Consider the following 17,164-nt stretch of genomic DNA (forward strand, 5'->3'; position numbering starts at 1 on the left):
CCGATTAAGCTACCCGCACGCTGCGCGAACAGTAGCCTCGCTTATGGCCAATAGCTGATAGCTGATAGCGATAGCTGATAGCTTACGGAATAATTATCGCTCCGGTAACAATCAAGGAATTTCATCTAACGATTGAAAGGGTAAGTTATTAGGATCAAACATTGATTGACTATAGTTTTATAAGACAATTCGTGATCGTGGAAATGTTTATACTCACATCTTGCACCATTGGGATTAATCGTCGGTGAGTAGTACCTACCTACGCGCTTTGCAAGCTGATCTGATCTGTCTCAAGCACTGCCCACCCTACTTGCTAAAAGAGATAAATTGAAGGTTTGTTAACTACTCGGCCATTAGAAGAGTCCAGAGCTATAAAATTTTACTAAGAGGATAATTACTGGGTGGCACACTACTGTATCACCCCCACTTCCTCTCGTGAGGTTCATTGGGTATCTCAAACGGTGTTCAGGAAATGAATCAAAACCTATCTGTTAAGCGAGCAGCTATCTTAGCCACCGTTGTCGGTGTGATGGCAATGGGAGTGGCTTTCCCTAGGTCTAGCTGGGGGCAAAGTATAATTGCTCAACAACCCACTTTACCAGGGAGTGAAGGGAAGCAATCGACCATCAATGGTGTTTTGGATCTGGAAAGTTATACTGCTGACAACGGGAGGTATTTTCAGATTCACACTTTTTCTGGTAAAGCCGGGGAAGCGATTACCATTGAGCTAACCAGCAGTGAGTTTGATGCTTACTTAATTTTGGTAGACCCCCAACAGGAGAAGATAGCAGAAGATGATGATGGGGGAGAAGGAAACAATGCCAGAGTGAGTGTGATTGTACCCAGCACAGGTACCTACACAGTAATTGTCACAACTGACAAACCAGAAGAGAGAGGACGCTACAGACTCAGTGGGCGAGAAGCTTCAGCGGAAGAGTTATCCCTAACAGAAGCCTCTCAACTCAATCAGCAAGTAGAAGAGCTTTATCAGCAAGGAAAGTACTCAGAAGCGATTCCCCTAGCTGAGAAAGCATTAGAGATTCGGCAAGAAATCTGGGGAGAGGATCATCTCGATGTGGCAACCAGCCTCAATAATCTGGCATTACTCTACCAAAGCCAGGGCAGATATCCTGAAGCCGAACCCCTCTATCGACAAGCCTTAGCACTGACCAAAAAACTCTTTGGTCAAGACCATCCCGATGTGGCAACCAGCCTCAATAATCTGGCTGCACTCTCCGAAAGCCAGGGCAGATATCCTGAAGCCGAACCCCTCTTTCGACAAGCCTTAGCACTGACGAAAAAACTTCTTGGTCAAGACCATCCCGATGTGGCAATCAGCCTCAATAATCTGGCTGCACTCTACGAAAGCCAGGGCAGATATCCTGAAGCCGAACCCCTCTATCGACAAGCCTTAGCACTGAGGAAAAAACTCCTTGGTCAAGACCATCCCGATGTGGCAATCAGCCTCAATAATCTGGCTGCACTCTACGAAAGGCAGGGCAGATATCCTGAAGCCGAACCCCTCTTTCGACAAGCCTTAGCACTGAGGAAAAAACGCCTCGGTGAAGACCATCACCATGTGGCAATCAGCCTCAATAATCTGGCAATACTATACTATATGCAGGGCAGATATGGTGAAGCCGAACCCCTCTATCGACAAGCCTTAGCACTGAGGAAAAAACGCCTCGGTCAGGACCATCCCGATGTGGCAATCAGCCTCAATAATCTGGCTGCACTCTACTGGGCACAGGGGAGATATGCTCAAGCCGAACCCCTCTTACAACAAGCCTTAGCACTGAGAAAAAAACTCCTTGGTCAGGACCATCCCGATCTGGCAATCAGCCTCAATAATCTGGCTGCACTCTACTGGGCACAGGGAGACCCTACTTCTGCTCTCAACCTCTTTAGTCAAGGGTTAGACCTGGAAGAAAAAAACCTCGACTACAATCTGGTAGTTGGCTCTGAGTCTCAAAAACAAGACTATCTCAACACGCTCTCTGGTGCAATAGACTTAGCTATTTCCCTCCATCTCCAACAGGATTCTCAAAATCAAAAGGCAGCCCGTTTAGCACTAACCACAATCCTGCGTCGCAAAGGTCGGATTCTTGATACTACCACCAATAGCTGGCAACGCTTACGCCAAAACCTTACCCCTGAAGACCAGAAACCCTTCGACCAACTCAACGACACTCGCGCTCAACTGGCAAAACTCTACCATCAAGGTTCCGACAATCAGTCTCTTGATGACTATAAAATCCAACTCGAAAAACTGACGAAAACAAAGCAAACTCAAGAGAAGGCTCTTCTGGAAAAGAGTGCTGAATTCCAACGTACCACTCAAGTCGCTACCCTCAAAGCTGTGCAAGCTCAACTGCCCCCTGATGCAGTTCTGATTGAATTCTTCCAATACCGACCTTTTGACCCCAAAACTCCTCCAAATCAGCGATGCGGCAGGCCTTGCTCCCGCTATGTAGTTTATACTTTAGACTCCGATGGTCGTTTTCAAGGCATTGACTTGGGACTAGCAGAGGAAATAGACCCACTAATTGCTAATTTTACCATTGCTATCCGCAATCCTAGAATACGTATTTCCCAAGTTAAAGACGCTGCTCGTGAATTAGAGAAAGCGATACTCGCTCCGATCCGAGCACAAATCGGTAATAGCAATCACTTAATCATTTCACCGGATGGGGCTCTCAACTTGATTCCCTTTGAAGCCCTGGTGGATAAAAATAACCAATTCCTGATTGAAAACGTTACCGTTACCTATCTTACCTCCGGGCGAGACGTGCTGCGTTTCCCTGTTCAAGCCCCACCTCAGCAGCCGCCAGTGCTGATTGCTGACCCCATTTTCGGAAAACCTGGTGAAACGGTTCAATTAGCTCAAAACCCTACCCGTTCCGGGAATTGGCCCCAGCGTAAGCTTCTGCCTCTACCAGGAACCAGAGATGAAGCTGAAGCCATTGCTGAAATTTTACCCCAAGCTCAACTCCGGCTTGGGCGACAGGCAACTGAAGCAGTGATTAAGCAAGTCAATCGTCCCAGTATTCTGCACATTGCCACTCATGGCTTTTTTGAGGGCAATCAACGGGTTGACTCTCTGGTGGCAGGAAAACCCTTATTGCAGTCTAGGCTGAGTCTGTTGAACTCTGGACTAGTGCTGGCTGGGGTTCAGAATTATCAAAGTGGCAACCTTGCCAATGTAGTCCAGGATGGGGTGCTGACAGCTTTGGAGGCATCGGGGCTGAATCTCTACGGTAGTGAGTTGGTGGTACTTTCTGCCTGTGAAACGGGACTAGGTGAACTCTCTCAAGGAGAAGGGGTCTATGGTTTGCGGCGAGCCTTGGTGCTGGCTGGTTCCCAAAGCCAGGTGATCAGCCTCTGGCAGGTGGACGATCAGTCTACTAAGGAGCTGATGGTTTCTTACTATCAGAAGTTAAAACAGGGTCTGGGACGTAGCGAGGCCATGAGACAGGCTCAACTAGAGATGCAGCAAAATCAAAAATACCAGCACCCCTATTTCTGGGCAGCTTTCATCAATTCCGGTAACTGGAAACCATTCAGAAGTCAGAAGTCAGAAGTCAGAAGTCAGAAGGCAGAAGTCAGAAGTTAGAAGGCAGAAGTCAGAAGTTAGAAGGCAGAAGTCAGAAGTTAGAAGTCAGATTAAGTCAAATGTAGTCAGTCAAACCCAATAGCATGCCCTATCATACATTGGTGCTAAGTCAATATCGAGCTGCCCTACAGTCCCTAGCCACAGATTCTACCTTGAGTCATCAACAAGCTCTAGAGATTCTGTGTGCGAGAGATGCACTCCACAATGCCCTCAAACAGGAACCCTTCATACCTGCAGAGCTTCTAGAGTGCATCCATGAGCTAGATGCCCAACTCCAACAACACAAACAACGGATTGACCAAGCTCTGGCACTTTCTACCTATCGCCACAGTCTACCAGCAAAGCCTAACGGCTGGTGGTGGTATCTGGATCAACAGCGTCCTCCTCATCGGCTAGATCGTTACGACTGGGTGTTTAAGGGTCTGACCTTTGGAGGTTGGAGTGTCAGTCTGGCTCTGCTAGTCAACATTGCCAGTCGTTTCTTAAGTGGTGGTCCCGGTGTGGCTGGCACTTCCGCGATCATTGTACCAACTCTGATCACTCTGCTAAAAGCCAAAAGTGACCTTACTGAAGAAGAGCAAAAAGATAACGATTTCTCAGAAGCATTGAAAAAAGGTTTTGAGGAATTGTTAACTGGTTTGAAGGTGCCTAAGTTTCTTCATGCTGAAACTAAGTTTCTCTCCACCATGGCTCTACTGTTGGGATTGCTAGGGTTTTGGTTTAGCCTACCTAGAATTTCAGATAGTTACGGTGAACGTGGCTTAGAGCACTATCGAGCCGGTGAGCTTAGTAGTGCTGAAGCCGACTACCAAAGAGCAATTGCCCTTGATCCTGATAATGCTAAGGCCCATTACAACCTGGCCGTAGTCTATGAAGACTGGTTACAGCTCAAGAAATCAAAGCAAGAGTACCAGCTGGCGGTAAGTGCCAAAATTCCTAGGGCATACAACAACTTGGCCAGACTCTACATTCTAGAAGGGGACTATCCTAAAGCGGCAAACCTTTTAGTTGAAGGTCTAAAAATGACCACAGAGCAATCAGTTTATCCAGAGGATAAATACAATCTCTATAAAAATCTCGGGTGGGTAAGATTCAAACAAAACCGGGATGATGAAGCTAAGATTGCCCTGGAAAAAGCCCTCAACATTGCCAAGAATCCAAAGGTAGCAAACTATCTGCCCAATCGTGCCTCTGCCTCCTGTATTTTAGCTCAGGTCCTTGAACGCAAGGAAAAACCTGAAGCTGCCAAAGAATCTCTCAAGGAATGGGAACATTGTCGCAATTTAATCATTGGAAATACCAGGATTTCAAAAGCAAACAAATGGCTAGATTTAGCTAATAAATTAGGAATAGGAAATCGTTTAATTCCAGAAGAAGACACCTGGTTACATCTAGCTAATGAACGTATTCAGAAAGCTCAACAACAGAAACAAAGGCCATGATTTGGAAACGTCTATTCTCCATCTCCCTACTTTCCACGGTTCTAATCGCGATCGCGGCTCCAGCAACTACTGCGGCTGAGGGTATTTACGAGATCGCAGCTGTCACAGGAGATGTTCAAGTGAAACGTCGCCTGTGGTTTGGTTATCGTCGGGCTTACCAAGGAGATCGCCTCAAACTCACAGACCAGATCTGGGTCAAAAACCCTCAGTCCTCTGCTACAGTTTCCTGCAATAATCTCAGTAATTGGGAAGTTCCTGTAGGAACAGCTTTTAAGGTGTCTGAAGGTTGCTCAAATTCAGGAATATTGTTCGAACCGGGAGATGATCTTGCACCTGGACGTGGCATCGGGAACGAAAACCTTCCCGACCTGATCAGTCCGAGGAATACAGCACTACGTCCTAATCAACCCCTGACCCTGCGCTGGCATGGGGTGAAAGAAGCCAGCCACTATGATGTTATTATAAAGGACTTGGCAACACCAGTGTGGAAAAAACGGGTATCTGAACCCATAGTTGATTACCCCGATAGCTCCCAACTCCGACGGGATCGGGATTATTCTATTGTGGTGACTGCTAGTACCGGTGTGTCTTCACCTGAAAATCCCAATCAAGATCCAGCTCCCACCATTACCCTGCTGACAGATGACCAGGAGCAGGAGCTAAAGAAGAACCTAGCTCAGATTGAGACACAAAATCTGGATGCAGATGCCAAAGCTCAAAAAAAAGCTCATCTTTATCACAGCACTTGCCAAGATCGAAATTACCCTAACACTTGTCTCAATCAGGATGCCATTGACCTTTTAGAAACAAGAATCAAAGCTGGTACAGACAATGCTGCCATTTATCAGCTCCAAGCTGAGATGTATCAGCGCATTGGACTAAAGCGACAGGCTCAGCAGCGTTACCGCACAGCCCTGGCACTGGCCAAAAAAGCTAATAATTTGCCATTGCAGGCGGAAATTCAAGAACAGCTTGGTGAGATTGCCCACAACCTAGAAGAGTTTGCTGAAGCAGTTGAATGGCTAGAGGCTGCTGAGGGAATTTACCAAAAGCTTTTTAATTTGGAAGATCCAGAGGCACAAGGGAAGCTAGAGGAGCTAAGGAATGATATTGAGGATTCTCGACAGAGGATTTGAGGGAAAATTGGGGGTTGCTGAATTGAAGTATCAATGCAGGATCTTTTGGTTTTGGGCAAGCCCCCTAAATCCCCCAACTTTGGGGGACTTTAAGAGTTTTGTTCCCCCCAAAATTGGGGGGCTAGGGGGGCTCAATCATACCCAGAATCAGCAACACCGAAAATTGAATGGGTAACTAAGTAGTCAGGGGTCAGCTATCAGCTATCAGCCAAAGGCCAATGACTGACCGCTGACCGCTGACCGCTGACTGCTTTAGGTTTGTTATAAAAATCGAAACGCTGAAAACCCCGTGTCTTTAGACCGGGGATGAAAGCGAATAGCGGCTTTAGCCGCCTGTGAAAAATATTCTTTAAAAATCCGGAATCTTAGTCTAGGTGTTGTAGAATAAAAATGGATACAGTTGAGGTCGAAGCTGATGATCATACTAGAGTTTAAAGCGAAAGGAAATAAACATCAATATTTCGCTATTGATGAGGCTATTCGGACTGTTAAATTCATTCGCAATAGTTGTCTCAGATATTGGATGGACAATAAAGGGGTTAATAAATTTGACCTTAACAAATACAGTGCAGTTCTAGCCAATAATTTCCCTTTTGCTAATGAGTTGAACTCTACAGCTCGTCAGTCTAGTGCCGAAAGAGCATGGTCATCAATCATTCGGTTCTTTGATAACTGTAAGAAAAAGGTACCCGGCAAAAAAGGCTTTCCTAAATTCCAGAAAAACTGCCGTTCAGTGGAGTATAAACAGTCTGGCTGGAAGTTGTCCCCTGACAAGAAGTCAATTACATTTAGTGACAAGAAGGGGATTGGAAAACTCAAAATTAAAGGTACATGGGACTTATGGCGTTTCGATAAAAAACAGATTAAGCGGGTTCGGATAGTCCGTCGAGCTGATGGCTACTATGTCCAGTTTTGTATTTCAGTTGACATCAAAGAAGAATTAGAACCAACTGGAACGGCTGTCGGCCTGGATGTTGGACTAAAAGAGTTCTATACTGATTCCACTGGTAACACTGAACCTAACCCCCGTTTTTACAGGACGGGAGAAAAACGCCTTAAGTTCTATCAGCGCAGAGTTTCTAGAAAAAAGAAAGGCTCATCTAACCGTAAAAAGGCCATTAATAGACTAGGCAGACATCACCTTAAAATAAGTAGGCAGCGTGAAGAACATGCCAAGAGAATGGCGCGTTGCGTAGTCCGATCTAACGATCTGGTTGCCTATGAAGATTTAAGGGTAAAAAATCTGGCTAAAAACCATTGTCTTGCTAAGTCTATTAATGACGCAGGTTGGTATCAATTCAGGAAATGGATGGAGCATTTTGGCACAAAATTTGGAAAGGTAACGGTTGCAGTAAATCCCGCCTATACCAGCCAAAATTGTTCCAACTGCGGTGAGGTTGTTAAAAAGTCTCTATCAACTAGGACTCACACCTGTAAATGTGGATGTGAACTTGATAGAGATGTTCCTTCGGAACCGCTTCGCGAACACAATGCCGCCATAAATATCCTAAAAAGAGCCTTGAGTACGGTGGGGCACACCGGAACTTGGGTTGTCAAAAACCTAAACGCTTCAGGAGATCCGACCTCTACTCTTCCTGGTTCCGGCCAGCTATACGCAAGTTAGATCGTTGAGTGAAGAATCCCCGCGTCTTTAGACCGGGGAGTGTCAAGATCACCTTTTGGACAAATGTTGTTGAATCGGAAACCAGATGAGTGACTTGGATTCAGGGAAGTATCGGCAACTACTAGTAGAAGTCAAGGAGCGCATTCGCCAGGCCCAGTACCAATCCCTCAAAGCAGTCAACAAGGAATTAATTACTCTTTATTGGGATATTGGACGGTTAATTGTGACCCGTCAACAGGGAGAAACCTGGGGTAAGTCAGTCGTAGAACAACTAGCAAAAGACTTACAAGCGAAGTTTCCAGGTATCAGTGGCTTTTCGGTTCGTAATATCTGGAATATGCGCAATTTATATCTCACCTACTCTCAAAATGAAAAACTGCAACCAATGGTTGCAGAAATTGCTTGGAGTCATAATTTGGTGATTATGCAAAAGTGTAAAAATGACTTACAGCGAGAGTTTTATATCCGGATGACGCGGAAATTTGGCTGGACAAAAAATGTTTTGATTCACCAAATAGAGAATCAAACCTACGAGAAAACGTTGCTGAATCAAACTAATTTTGAACAGACAGTTTCCGAGGATATTCGTAAGCAAGCTAAGTTAGCCGTTAAAGATGAGTACATCTTTGATTTTTTGGAGCTAGCCGATCAGTACAGTGAGCGTCAGTTAGAGCAAGCAATTCTAGCCAAGGTCGAACCATTTTTACGGGAAATGGGAGGGATGTTTGCTTTCATTGGCAGTCAGTATCGCTTAGAAATTAGCAACAAAGAGTATTTTATTGATTTGCTGTTATTTCATCGCCATCTAAAATGTTTGGTAGCCATCGATTTAAAAATAGGGGAGTTTTTGCCAGAATATATAGGCAAGATGCAGTTTTATTTGGCAGCGTTAGATGACAAAGTGAGGCTAGAAGAGGAGAATTCTGCCATAGGAATTATTCTTTGTAAGTCTAAGGATAAGACGATTGTGGAATATGCGTTGAAGGAGTCAAACAAACCGATTGGTGTTGCTACTTATCGAATAGTTTCAACGTTACCACAACAGTTGCAGAATCAACTTCCTGCACCTGAACAAGTGGCTCTGTTATTGGAGGGGGTGGAGTAAGCTCATAAGGGTAGGTTTTTTACTTTGACCTCAGGTGTGGGGTGTAGGGGGTGGGGTGTGGGGTGTGGGGCATAAGAAAGCGATGCATCGCTTTGCGTCAATTCTTGTCCACTGTTCCCTGTTCCCGTCTTGATGCAGTCGCTCATGGGGGAAACCACGGCAATAGCGAGTGGGGGGAACCCCCAAGACCGCGCTGCCTTCCCAAGACCGCGCTGCATCGCTGTTCCCTGTTCCCGACAACTGCCGCGAAGTCTAGTAAAAAGGTTCAATCCTCCAAAAATCCACTTTCTCTAAAGTAGCAGAGGTAAGTTTTAAATAAATCCTGATTAACCTCCGGTAACTGGATACCACTTTCCCTTAAACCATCAACCACATTGCGACAATCGTACTCAATTAAGTTTGTTATGTTCGACGGTGATTCCGGGAAGTTAGGTAAGTAAGGGTAGAGAGGATTTTCCATATCCTCTATCAACTTAGAACGCCAATCAGTATAGTCAATTTCTTGTAAGCTATAGCCCAGGGAGCGCACCCAGTCAAAAATCTCCCTCAGATGCACCGATTTGGGATTAATTAAATGGAATGCCTTCCCAAATAAACGGTTTTGTTGAGACAGACAAACAATCGCTCGGCTGACATAATCTACTGGGACAAGGTTTTCTGCTAAACCACTCCAGCTAGGAAAACATTTGAGTCGAATACATCCTTTCACCCGTCGCGAGAGTAAGTCATCGAAACTAGAGACACCGGTTTGACTGTGACCACTAATCCTCGACGGTCGATAGATAGTTATGGGCAAACCGCGCTTGGCAGCTTCCCAAACTAACTGCTCTGCTACCCACTTGGTCTGAACATAGCCTACTTTTGGTAAATCATAATAATTGGCAGTGGCTGACTCGAGAATGGGTTGATCAGTTTGGGATGTTGATAACACGCTGATGGTAGAAACGTAATGAACCGGTTTGAGCTTCCCTAGACTGGCCAGTCTCAACACGTCTTGGGTTCCCAAAACATTCGCATCTTTTAAAATAGGGTAAGACCACACATGATTAACATAGGCTCCAGCGTGATAAACCACATCAATATATTGGCATAAATTATTATACTCAGTTGCTGAGAGTCCAAAACGACTGGTTCCTAAATCTCCGATGATGGGAATAATTCGAGATGTAAAATTATCACGCCATAATCCAGTTGCTTCTAACTTGCTCAATAGTCTTTCTTTGCCAGCATCTATATGCTCGGCGCGAACCAAACAATAGACAGTAGCATCCGTTGTGGTCAAGAGTTCAGAAAGTAAATGAATTCCCAAGAAACCTGTGGCACCGGTTAGGAAAATTCGTTCCATTGGACTGACGATTGGCGCGATCGCAGTTAATGGCTGAATATCTGGATCTAAAGCAGCTTCTGCTTCTAAATCCCAAGTCTGGGATTGATAGTCTCCAGTTACTAAAGCGTGGTCGATTGCACTAGCCAAATCAGAAACAGAGGGATAATCAAACAATGCCCTTAGCGATAAATTAATCTCGAAGGCTTCACGAATCCGAAACATCAGTTGAGTGGCCAATAGGGAATGACCACCTAACTCAAAGAAACTATCATCAAGGCTAATGCTCTGAGGGTGCAGGGAGAGAATTTCGGCAAAAAGACTAGCGATCCGAATTTGACTCTCTGTCTTCGGTGCAACGAAGTCACTACTTTGGCTGAAGGCAGCAGAGGGGGCAGGTAATGCTTTGCGGTTTATTTTACCACTGGGAGACAGGGGTAATGACGTCAGGGGCACCACTACACTGGGAACCATGTAGTCTGGTAATTTCTGTTTGATATACTCTTTCAGGGCGCTGATGTCAAGATCATCATCCCCAACTACATAGGCTACCAGGCGCTTGTTTCCTGGGGTATCTTCCCGGCAGATAACGACGCATTCCTGCACCTGCTGGTAGTCACTGAGCACCGATTCAATTTCCCCCAGTTCGATACGGAAGCCTCTGATTTTGACTTGATGGTCAATGCGACCGAGGAATTCAATAGTGCCATCTGGTAAATACCGAGCTAAGTCCCCAGTTTTGTAGAGTCGAGCCGATGGATTATCACTAAATGGATGCTGAATAAATCGCTCTGCCGTTAGCTCAGGGCGATTAAAATAACCCCGAGCAAGCCCCACCCCGCCAATGTATAGCTCACCGGCAACCCCAATCGGAACTGGCTGGAAAGCTTGGTTTAGCAAATAGATTTGACAATTAGAGATGGGTTTTCCAATCGGGGGCAGGGCTGGCCATTGAGCAACGTCTTCTGGCAGGGTAAAGGCTGTCACCACATGACTCTCAGAAGGCCCATAGTGGTTATGGAGGGTACATCCGGGCAAGCGACCCATCAAATCGCGAATGGCATTAGAGATTTGTAACTGTTCTCCTGCGGTAATGATGTCTTGCAAGTGGATGGGCAGTGATGGTGATGTTTTCGCTACAGTTGCTAACTGTTGTAACCCAACAAAGGGTAAGAATAAACGAGCAATGTTTTCCTGGTTGAGTTTGGACAACAGTGCCATGGGGTCAGTGCGTATGTCCTCTGAGATTAAAACTAAGGTTCCTCCAGCACACAAGGTCGAGAAGATTTCCTGGAAGGAAACATCAAAGCTAATCGGGGCAAATTGGAGGGTGCGACCAGTGTTAGATGCTAAGGTCTGCTCAAGTTGCCAAACAATCAGATTCACTAAAGCTTGGTGGGGCATGGCAACCCCTTTCGGTTGCCCAGTTGAGCCAGAAGTATAGATAATATAAGCCAGCTGATCTGGTGTAGTCTGGGCATTGAGGTTGGTGGGTAGATGTTGGGCAATGGTTGGCCAATCCTTATCTAAACAAAGGGTATGCTCTGCCATTAGCTGCACCTGGGATATTAAACACTCTTGGGTGAGTAGAATGGAAACTTGAGCAGTTTTCATCATGTAGGCCAGCCGTTTCTGGGGATAGCCAGGGTCTAGGGGCACATAAGCTCCCCCGGCTTTGAGAATTGCTAGCAGCGCGATCACCATAGAGAACGAGCGCTCCAGACAAATTCCCACCGGAACATCTCGGCCAACACCCAAAGAAAGCAAGTAATGGGCGAGTTGGTTAGCCTTTTGATTCAACTGGTGATAGGTCAGAGCTTGTTCGGCAAAACGTAATGCTACTGCATCTGGTGTCTTTTGGACAATAGCTTCAAATAACTGGTGAACGCAGGCATTACGAGGATAATCGGTTTGGGTCTGATTCCACTCCACTAATAATTGCTGTTGTTCAGCAGCACTCAAAATCGGCAATTGAGCAATGGTTTGTTCTGGAAATACAGTGATCCCCTCTACAAAAATTTGGAAATTTCTTGCCATCCGCTCAATCGTTGCGGGATCAAACAGGTTGGCATTGTATTCAAAAGCGCCAATCAGTTCTGTATCGCTTTGAGTCAGGGATAAGGTTAAATCAAAGGTAGCCCCAGCAGTGGGTTTATCTAAAGACTTAGCACTGACAGTCAGCCCCGACAACTCTAGGGTTTCCTTCGGGAGATTTTGCAAGGTAAACATCACCTGAAAGAGGGGACTAACCCCTGGCAGCCGTTCCGGTTTCAGTTGCTCTACCAGCAGGTCAAAGGGGATATCGCCATGAGCATAAGCATCTAAGGCCACTTGACGAACTTGGGAAAGCAACTCAATGAAGGTATGCTGTTGCTTCGGTCGAGTGCGTAAGACTAAGGTATTAACGAAGAAGCCAATCAAAGCCTCTGTTATGGCTGGGTTTCGGTTGGCGATGGGAGTCCCCACCACAATATCGTCTTGATGGCAATAGCGAGACAGAAAACCGGAAAAGGCCGCAAAAAGGGTAATGAATAGGGTTGTTCCCTTACCCTGGCTTAAGACATTGAGTTGATCAGTTAGGTCAGCATTGAGGCCAAATGGCACCCGGCCAGATTTGAAGGGTTGAGTTGTGCGGGGGCGATCCAGGGGGAGGTTAAGCACTGGGGGAGCATCCGCTAATTGCTCTTGCCAGTATTTAATTTGGCTATCTCTAAACTCCCCGGTGAATCGGCGGCGTTGCCAAGTCGCATAATCAACATACTGAATGGGCAGAGGGGGTAATGATGGCGATGTTTGAGTTAAACCAGCCGTATAAAGCCATGAGAGTTCTCTGAGCAAAACTTGTATTGACCAGTCATCACTAATGATGTGGTGCATGGTCAGTAGTAAAATTTGCTTTTCCTGTGAATTGCAAATTAGCGTAAATCGCAGCAGAGGGCCAACAGTTACATCGAAGGGGCGATTTTGTTCTTGGAAAATCACTTCCTCAATCCCATCCAACCCCTCAGTGGTCAAGTCTACCATAGATAGGGGTAACCGAATCTGGGATGAAATCCTTTGGTTTGGTATGCCCTCGCCAGCTGAAAAGGTGGTTCGTAGGATTTCGTGGCGGTCTATGAGGGTTGCGATTCGGCAAAGCCGACGCTTCGCGAACGCATTTTCTAAACTCGTTGTGTCTAATCGCCCGGTAATCACAAACGCTCTGACCAAGTTATAGGCAGCACGATTGTCTTCCAGTTGAGCCAGAAACCAGAGACCTTGTTGGGTTAAGGATAGAGGAATTTCTGCCTCTCTTGCCGTGGGGGTGGGGACTAATGGATAGTCACCAGTGCTACAAGTGCTAGTGTTTACGGATTCTAGGTATTCTGAGAGCAGGCTAATTGTTGGTGCTTCAAAAATCTGCTTCAATGGTACTTCAATGCCTAGTCTCTGGGAAATACGAGCCACAACTTGGCTGGCATGAAGGGAGTGTCCCCCTAATTCAAAGAAATTATTCTCAATGCCAATCGGCTCAATTTTTAGGACTTCCGACCAAATTTTGACTAAGGTTTCTTCTATTTCCGTACGGGGGGCAATAACGTTTAATTCTAATTGTGATGTTGATAGAATTGATTCCGGTTTTGGTAAAGCCCGTCGGTCAATTTTACCAGTTACAGTTAAAGGTAATGACTCTAGCCAAATAAAACAAGCGGGAACCATGTAACTGGGTAATTTGTCTCCCAACGCAGCTTTTAATTCGTTGGCTGTCGGTTTGTTTTGGGAATTTACCGGAGTCAGATAAGCCACTAGCTGTTGATCCCCAACTGCTCCCCCTGCTTCTGTCTGGGCGACTACAACCGCCTCTTGAACAGCGTCTAAGTTCAACAAACTGGCTTCCACTTCACTGGTTTCAACCCGATAACCTCGGATCTTGACCTGAAAATCTTTACGACCCAGGTGCAGCAAACAACCATCCGGTAATAACTTACCTAAATCACCGGTTTTGAAATATCGATGCTCCCCATCTGTGATAAACACTTGCTCGGTTCGCTCAGGCTGTTGCCAGTAGCCATTAGCCACTTGGCGAGAACGAACCACAATTTCACCAACCTCTCCCGGAGGCACCTCCTGCCCCGATTCATCCCAAAGGAAAACCTCGGTGCCCTCAACACCATAGCCCGCAGGCACGGTGGCACCAGTGAGCACGGTTTTTTTGGTAATGGGAAATTGTCGGACTGGACTAATCTCTGTACCTCCAAGATTCACCATTAAGGTGCATTGGTCGGAAAAGTTTTCCTGGAAAAGTTCCGCATCCTGTCGGTAAACCGTTTCACTGCCAATTTGGATCAGTCGTAACTTAGGAAAATTTCCAAGCCCATCTAATTTTGAAACAAAGTGACGAAACAATGTCGCCACCGCAAACATAATGGTGATTTCGTTATCTCGCAACCATCGGCCTAACTGATGTAACCCAATTTGCTTGACATCCAAGGGGAATAGGGCTGCTCCATTCAACAGGGCACAGTAAATATCTCGCACTGCACCACCAAAAGCGGCTGAGTACAACAGTGAAAAGCGATCGCAAAAGCTAATCTTACTGCTGTTAGTATAGTTCCGGCATAGATTCAGGACATACCGATGGTTTTGGATCACACCCTTGGGGCGTCCTGTAGAACCAGAAGTGTAAAGAATATAGGCTTTATCGTCAGGATGATACTGAATTTCTAAGTTCTCGTCTGAAATCCCTGGTTCTAGGCTGTCAATCCTTAAAATATCTTGGCTCAAAACATCTTGGCTCAAAATCCTCTGCTCAAACCCTGAAGCATCGAGATGGTAGCGATCGCTTAAAATTAACCTAGCCTTTGAGTCCTTAAGAATCAGGCTAAGGCGAGACTCTGGCAACGATATATCTATCGGAACATAAAATTTCCCAGCCTTGAGTACCCCCAACATCCCTGCAATCATGCTTGGTCCGGTCTCAAATAACAGAGCAACCGGTTCAGCCCCAGCCCCAAGCTTGGTTAAGATTGCTCGTGCAATCCGGTTAGCCCATTGGTTTAAGGCGTTGTAGGTTAGCTCTTGTCCAGGAAAACCGATGGCAAGACGATTCCCATGACGTGAAACCTGTTGTTCAAATTGCTCTACAATTGACCGTTCAACATTTTCTAAGGGGAAAGGCTTAAAGGTCTGGTTGGGACTATCGTTGTCGTTCAGGGTCAGGGGTTTTACAGAGGGATTCATCGTTTGAGCTTTGGTGTTTGAGCTTTGGTGTTTGAGCTTTGGTGGTTTGGGCTGACATCAATGGGATATAGCAGTAGGTACTAAGGTTAGGACAACTCTTACTTCTAAAACCTTTTTAGAGTCAACTTCTGCCTTCTGCCCTCAGCATAGCTGCCTTGCGCGTAGCGCTATAAAACCTGTCTCGTCACAGGTTCAGTTCCATGGCTGCCATCGGCTGAAGGGTTTCAGCGGCATGGTTCAAAGCCAGTTGAACCGGATTAATCACCTCGATCGCCGACAAAAACTGCCCGACAGCACCGGTACTTCTTCCTTGCAGCAACTCCAGCAAACAGGGAATTTCACTACAGCCTGCGATGATACAGTCCAGGTCAGGTTGGGTTTTGAGCAGCTCAACAAAGAAGCGTTCCCCTAAGAAGCAGGTGAGATCCTGATTAGAGGCTTTTACCCCCTGATAAATGCAGTCCATCAGGGTTAACTGCAAAGCATCGTTTGGTTCGATCAGGTCAATTCCATTGGCTTGAAGGGGATGGGCGTAGACCTTTCCCCATCGCGTGGCACTGGTGCATAGGAGTAACGGTCGCTGCCAATGCCCATCTCTGAGATGCTTCACCACAGATTCAATTAATGAAATCCACTGGAGTTTAATCGCCATTTGGGGATGATTGTTCAAGAGCCGTTGCCAGGCAAAAGGAAGGAAGTAATGGGCAGCATTACACAGGACAATCACTTGGATCGGAGTATGGCGTGTATAACATTGTGCAACTCCCACTCGAATTGCCATCTCTAGCATCGCCACTAACTCCTCTTCGGCCAAGGTTTTCCTCAAGGTTTTGCTGCCAGCTTGCCTTTTCTCGGTCATAACTGTTGTTCGATTCGGCACTGCACAGGCCTGTAACAACACAATTTCCCGAGTGTTTTGAAACATTTCACAGGCTTGCTCAAATCCCGATACTCCCGGTATTGGACCCATCCCTCCAATTAAGAGTAAGGGGGGAGCTTTTGTGTGCCGAGGCCGGAGTACCATCACCTCTGTGGGATAGTCTTGATCGGTAATCACGTCTCCCAAGTCCAAGTGAACTTTAGCAATGTCAGCTAATCTTCGTCGATAGGCTGGCAGCGCCGATTTGACCTGTTGAGCTGTTTCAAAACAGTACTGATGCTGGGGGTTAAGAGGCGCAGATAAGGGATTCGTTTGCATGATTTTCTTGACTCATCATATTAGTTAAGTCTACCATTACACCACCTAAACGAGTCAAATATTCTACAAATAAGTTCTGAGCCTGTTGGTAATCAATGGATGTGTTTGTCCCTTGACAATAGGCATTCAAGGCTTTGACCACTACCAAAAAGTGATCCACTTCCGTCTCATCAGCCACATGAGCGTGGATATAGGTCAAAGCTTGCTCTTTTTCTGCAGCAGAAAAGGAGTAATGACGATCAATGAGATCACTAAAAGCCTTTAGGGCAATGCTATACTCACCGTGGTTATAGATCTCAGAAAACATATTGGTGAACAATCCCTTGGGGATATCATTCACTACCATGTTATGATAAATCCATTGTTTAAACTCTCTGGCTTTCGGTAAGCAATACTGGTCTAATTGCCAGGAATCGTTATCCAAAAACCCAGAAATGTTGAATGATAGTTAAAAAACTAGACAAATAGCCTATAATTTGATAAATTATAGGCTAAACAAAAA

At 45.8% G+C, this 17,164-nt stretch carries 8 protein-coding genes and 1 pseudogene; 5 read left to right on the forward strand and 4 right to left on the reverse strand.

Translation table 11 applies throughout. The annotated features are described in order from the left end of the window. Window positions 1-472 precede the first annotated feature (472 nt). The 5 genes and pseudogenes from F6K53_RS17800 to F6K53_RS17820 all read left to right on the forward strand — a co-directional run bounded on the left by F6K53_RS17800 (window position 473) and on the right by F6K53_RS17820 (window position 8,920). Window positions 473-3,613: a tetratricopeptide repeat protein gene (locus tag F6K53_RS17800; RefSeq protein WP_293081525.1), complete on the forward strand. Its 3,141-nt coding sequence runs from the start codon at window positions 473-475 to the stop codon at window positions 3,611-3,613. Window positions 3,614-3,696: 83 nt separating this feature from the next. After that, window positions 3,697-5,055: a tetratricopeptide repeat protein gene (locus F6K53_RS17805; RefSeq protein ID WP_293081528.1), complete on the forward strand. Its 1,359-nt coding sequence runs from the start codon at window positions 3,697-3,699 to the stop codon at window positions 5,053-5,055. Then, complete coding sequence (locus F6K53_RS17810) at window positions 5,052-6,191, forward strand: tetratricopeptide repeat protein (RefSeq protein WP_293081531.1); 1,140 nt, start codon at window positions 5,052-5,054, stop codon at window positions 6,189-6,191. The genes F6K53_RS17805 and F6K53_RS17810 overlap by 4 nt, the downstream gene beginning before the upstream one ends. Before the next feature lie 415 nt (window positions 6,192-6,606). Continuing rightward, window positions 6,607-7,846 (forward strand): annotated as a pseudogene (locus F6K53_RS17815) (transposase). 54 nt (window positions 7,847-7,900) lie between these two features. Further along, window positions 7,901-8,920 carry a PDDEXK nuclease domain-containing protein gene (locus F6K53_RS17820; RefSeq protein WP_293028781.1) on the forward strand — a complete coding sequence of 340 codons (1,020 nt, stop codon included), beginning with the start codon at window positions 7,901-7,903 and terminating at the stop codon, window positions 8,918-8,920. Between the two features lie 2 nt (window positions 8,921-8,922). On the opposite strand, the gene F6K53_RS17825 is transcribed toward F6K53_RS17820, so the two are convergent. The 4 genes from F6K53_RS17825 to F6K53_RS17840 form a co-directional block, all read right to left on the reverse strand. Continuing rightward, window positions 8,923-9,189: a hypothetical protein gene (locus F6K53_RS17825; RefSeq protein WP_293028778.1), complete on the reverse strand. Its 267-nt coding sequence runs from the start codon at window positions 9,187-9,189 to the stop codon at window positions 8,923-8,925. Then, window positions 9,186-15,464 carry a non-ribosomal peptide synthetase gene (locus F6K53_RS17830; protein WP_293081533.1) on the reverse strand — a complete coding sequence of 2,093 codons (6,279 nt, stop codon included), beginning with the start codon at window positions 15,462-15,464 and terminating at the stop codon, window positions 9,186-9,188. Before F6K53_RS17830 ends, F6K53_RS17825 begins: the two co-directional genes overlap by 4 nt. 184 nt (window positions 15,465-15,648) lie before the next feature. Then, window positions 15,649-16,662: an aspartate/glutamate racemase family protein gene (locus F6K53_RS17835; RefSeq protein WP_293064925.1), complete on the reverse strand. Its 1,014-nt coding sequence runs from the start codon at window positions 16,660-16,662 to the stop codon at window positions 15,649-15,651. Continuing rightward, window positions 16,631-17,086, reverse strand: a complete 456-nt coding sequence (locus F6K53_RS17840) for a hypothetical protein (protein WP_293064928.1) — start codon at window positions 17,084-17,086, stop codon at window positions 16,631-16,633. Before F6K53_RS17840 ends, F6K53_RS17835 begins: the two co-directional genes overlap by 32 nt. Between the last annotated feature and the right edge of the window lie 78 nt (window positions 17,087-17,164).

The sequence above is a fragment of the Moorena sp. SIO4A1 genome (genome assembly GCF_010672065.1).
GTDB lineage: Bacteria > Cyanobacteriota > Cyanobacteriia > Cyanobacteriales > Coleofasciculaceae > Moorena.

Coding starts and splice junctions, on each gene's coding strand:
- F6K53_RS17800 (WP_293081525.1), top strand. CDS start 473: ATGAATCAAAACCTATCTGTTAAGCGAGCAGCTATCTTAGCCACCGTT.
- F6K53_RS17805 (WP_293081528.1), top strand. CDS start 3,697: ATGCCCTATCATACATTGGTGCTAAGTCAATATCGAGCTGCCCTACAG.
- F6K53_RS17810 (WP_293081531.1), top strand. CDS start 5,052: ATGATTTGGAAACGTCTATTCTCCATCTCCCTACTTTCCACGGTTCTA.
- F6K53_RS17820 (WP_293028781.1), top strand. CDS start 7,901: ATGAGTGACTTGGATTCAGGGAAGTATCGGCAACTACTAGTAGAAGTC.
- F6K53_RS17830 (WP_293081533.1), bottom strand. CDS start 15,464: ATGAATCCCTCTGTAAAACCCCTGACCCTGAACGACAACGATAGTCCC.
- F6K53_RS17835 (WP_293064925.1), bottom strand. CDS start 16,662: ATGCAAACGAATCCCTTATCTGCGCCTCTTAACCCCCAGCATCAGTAC.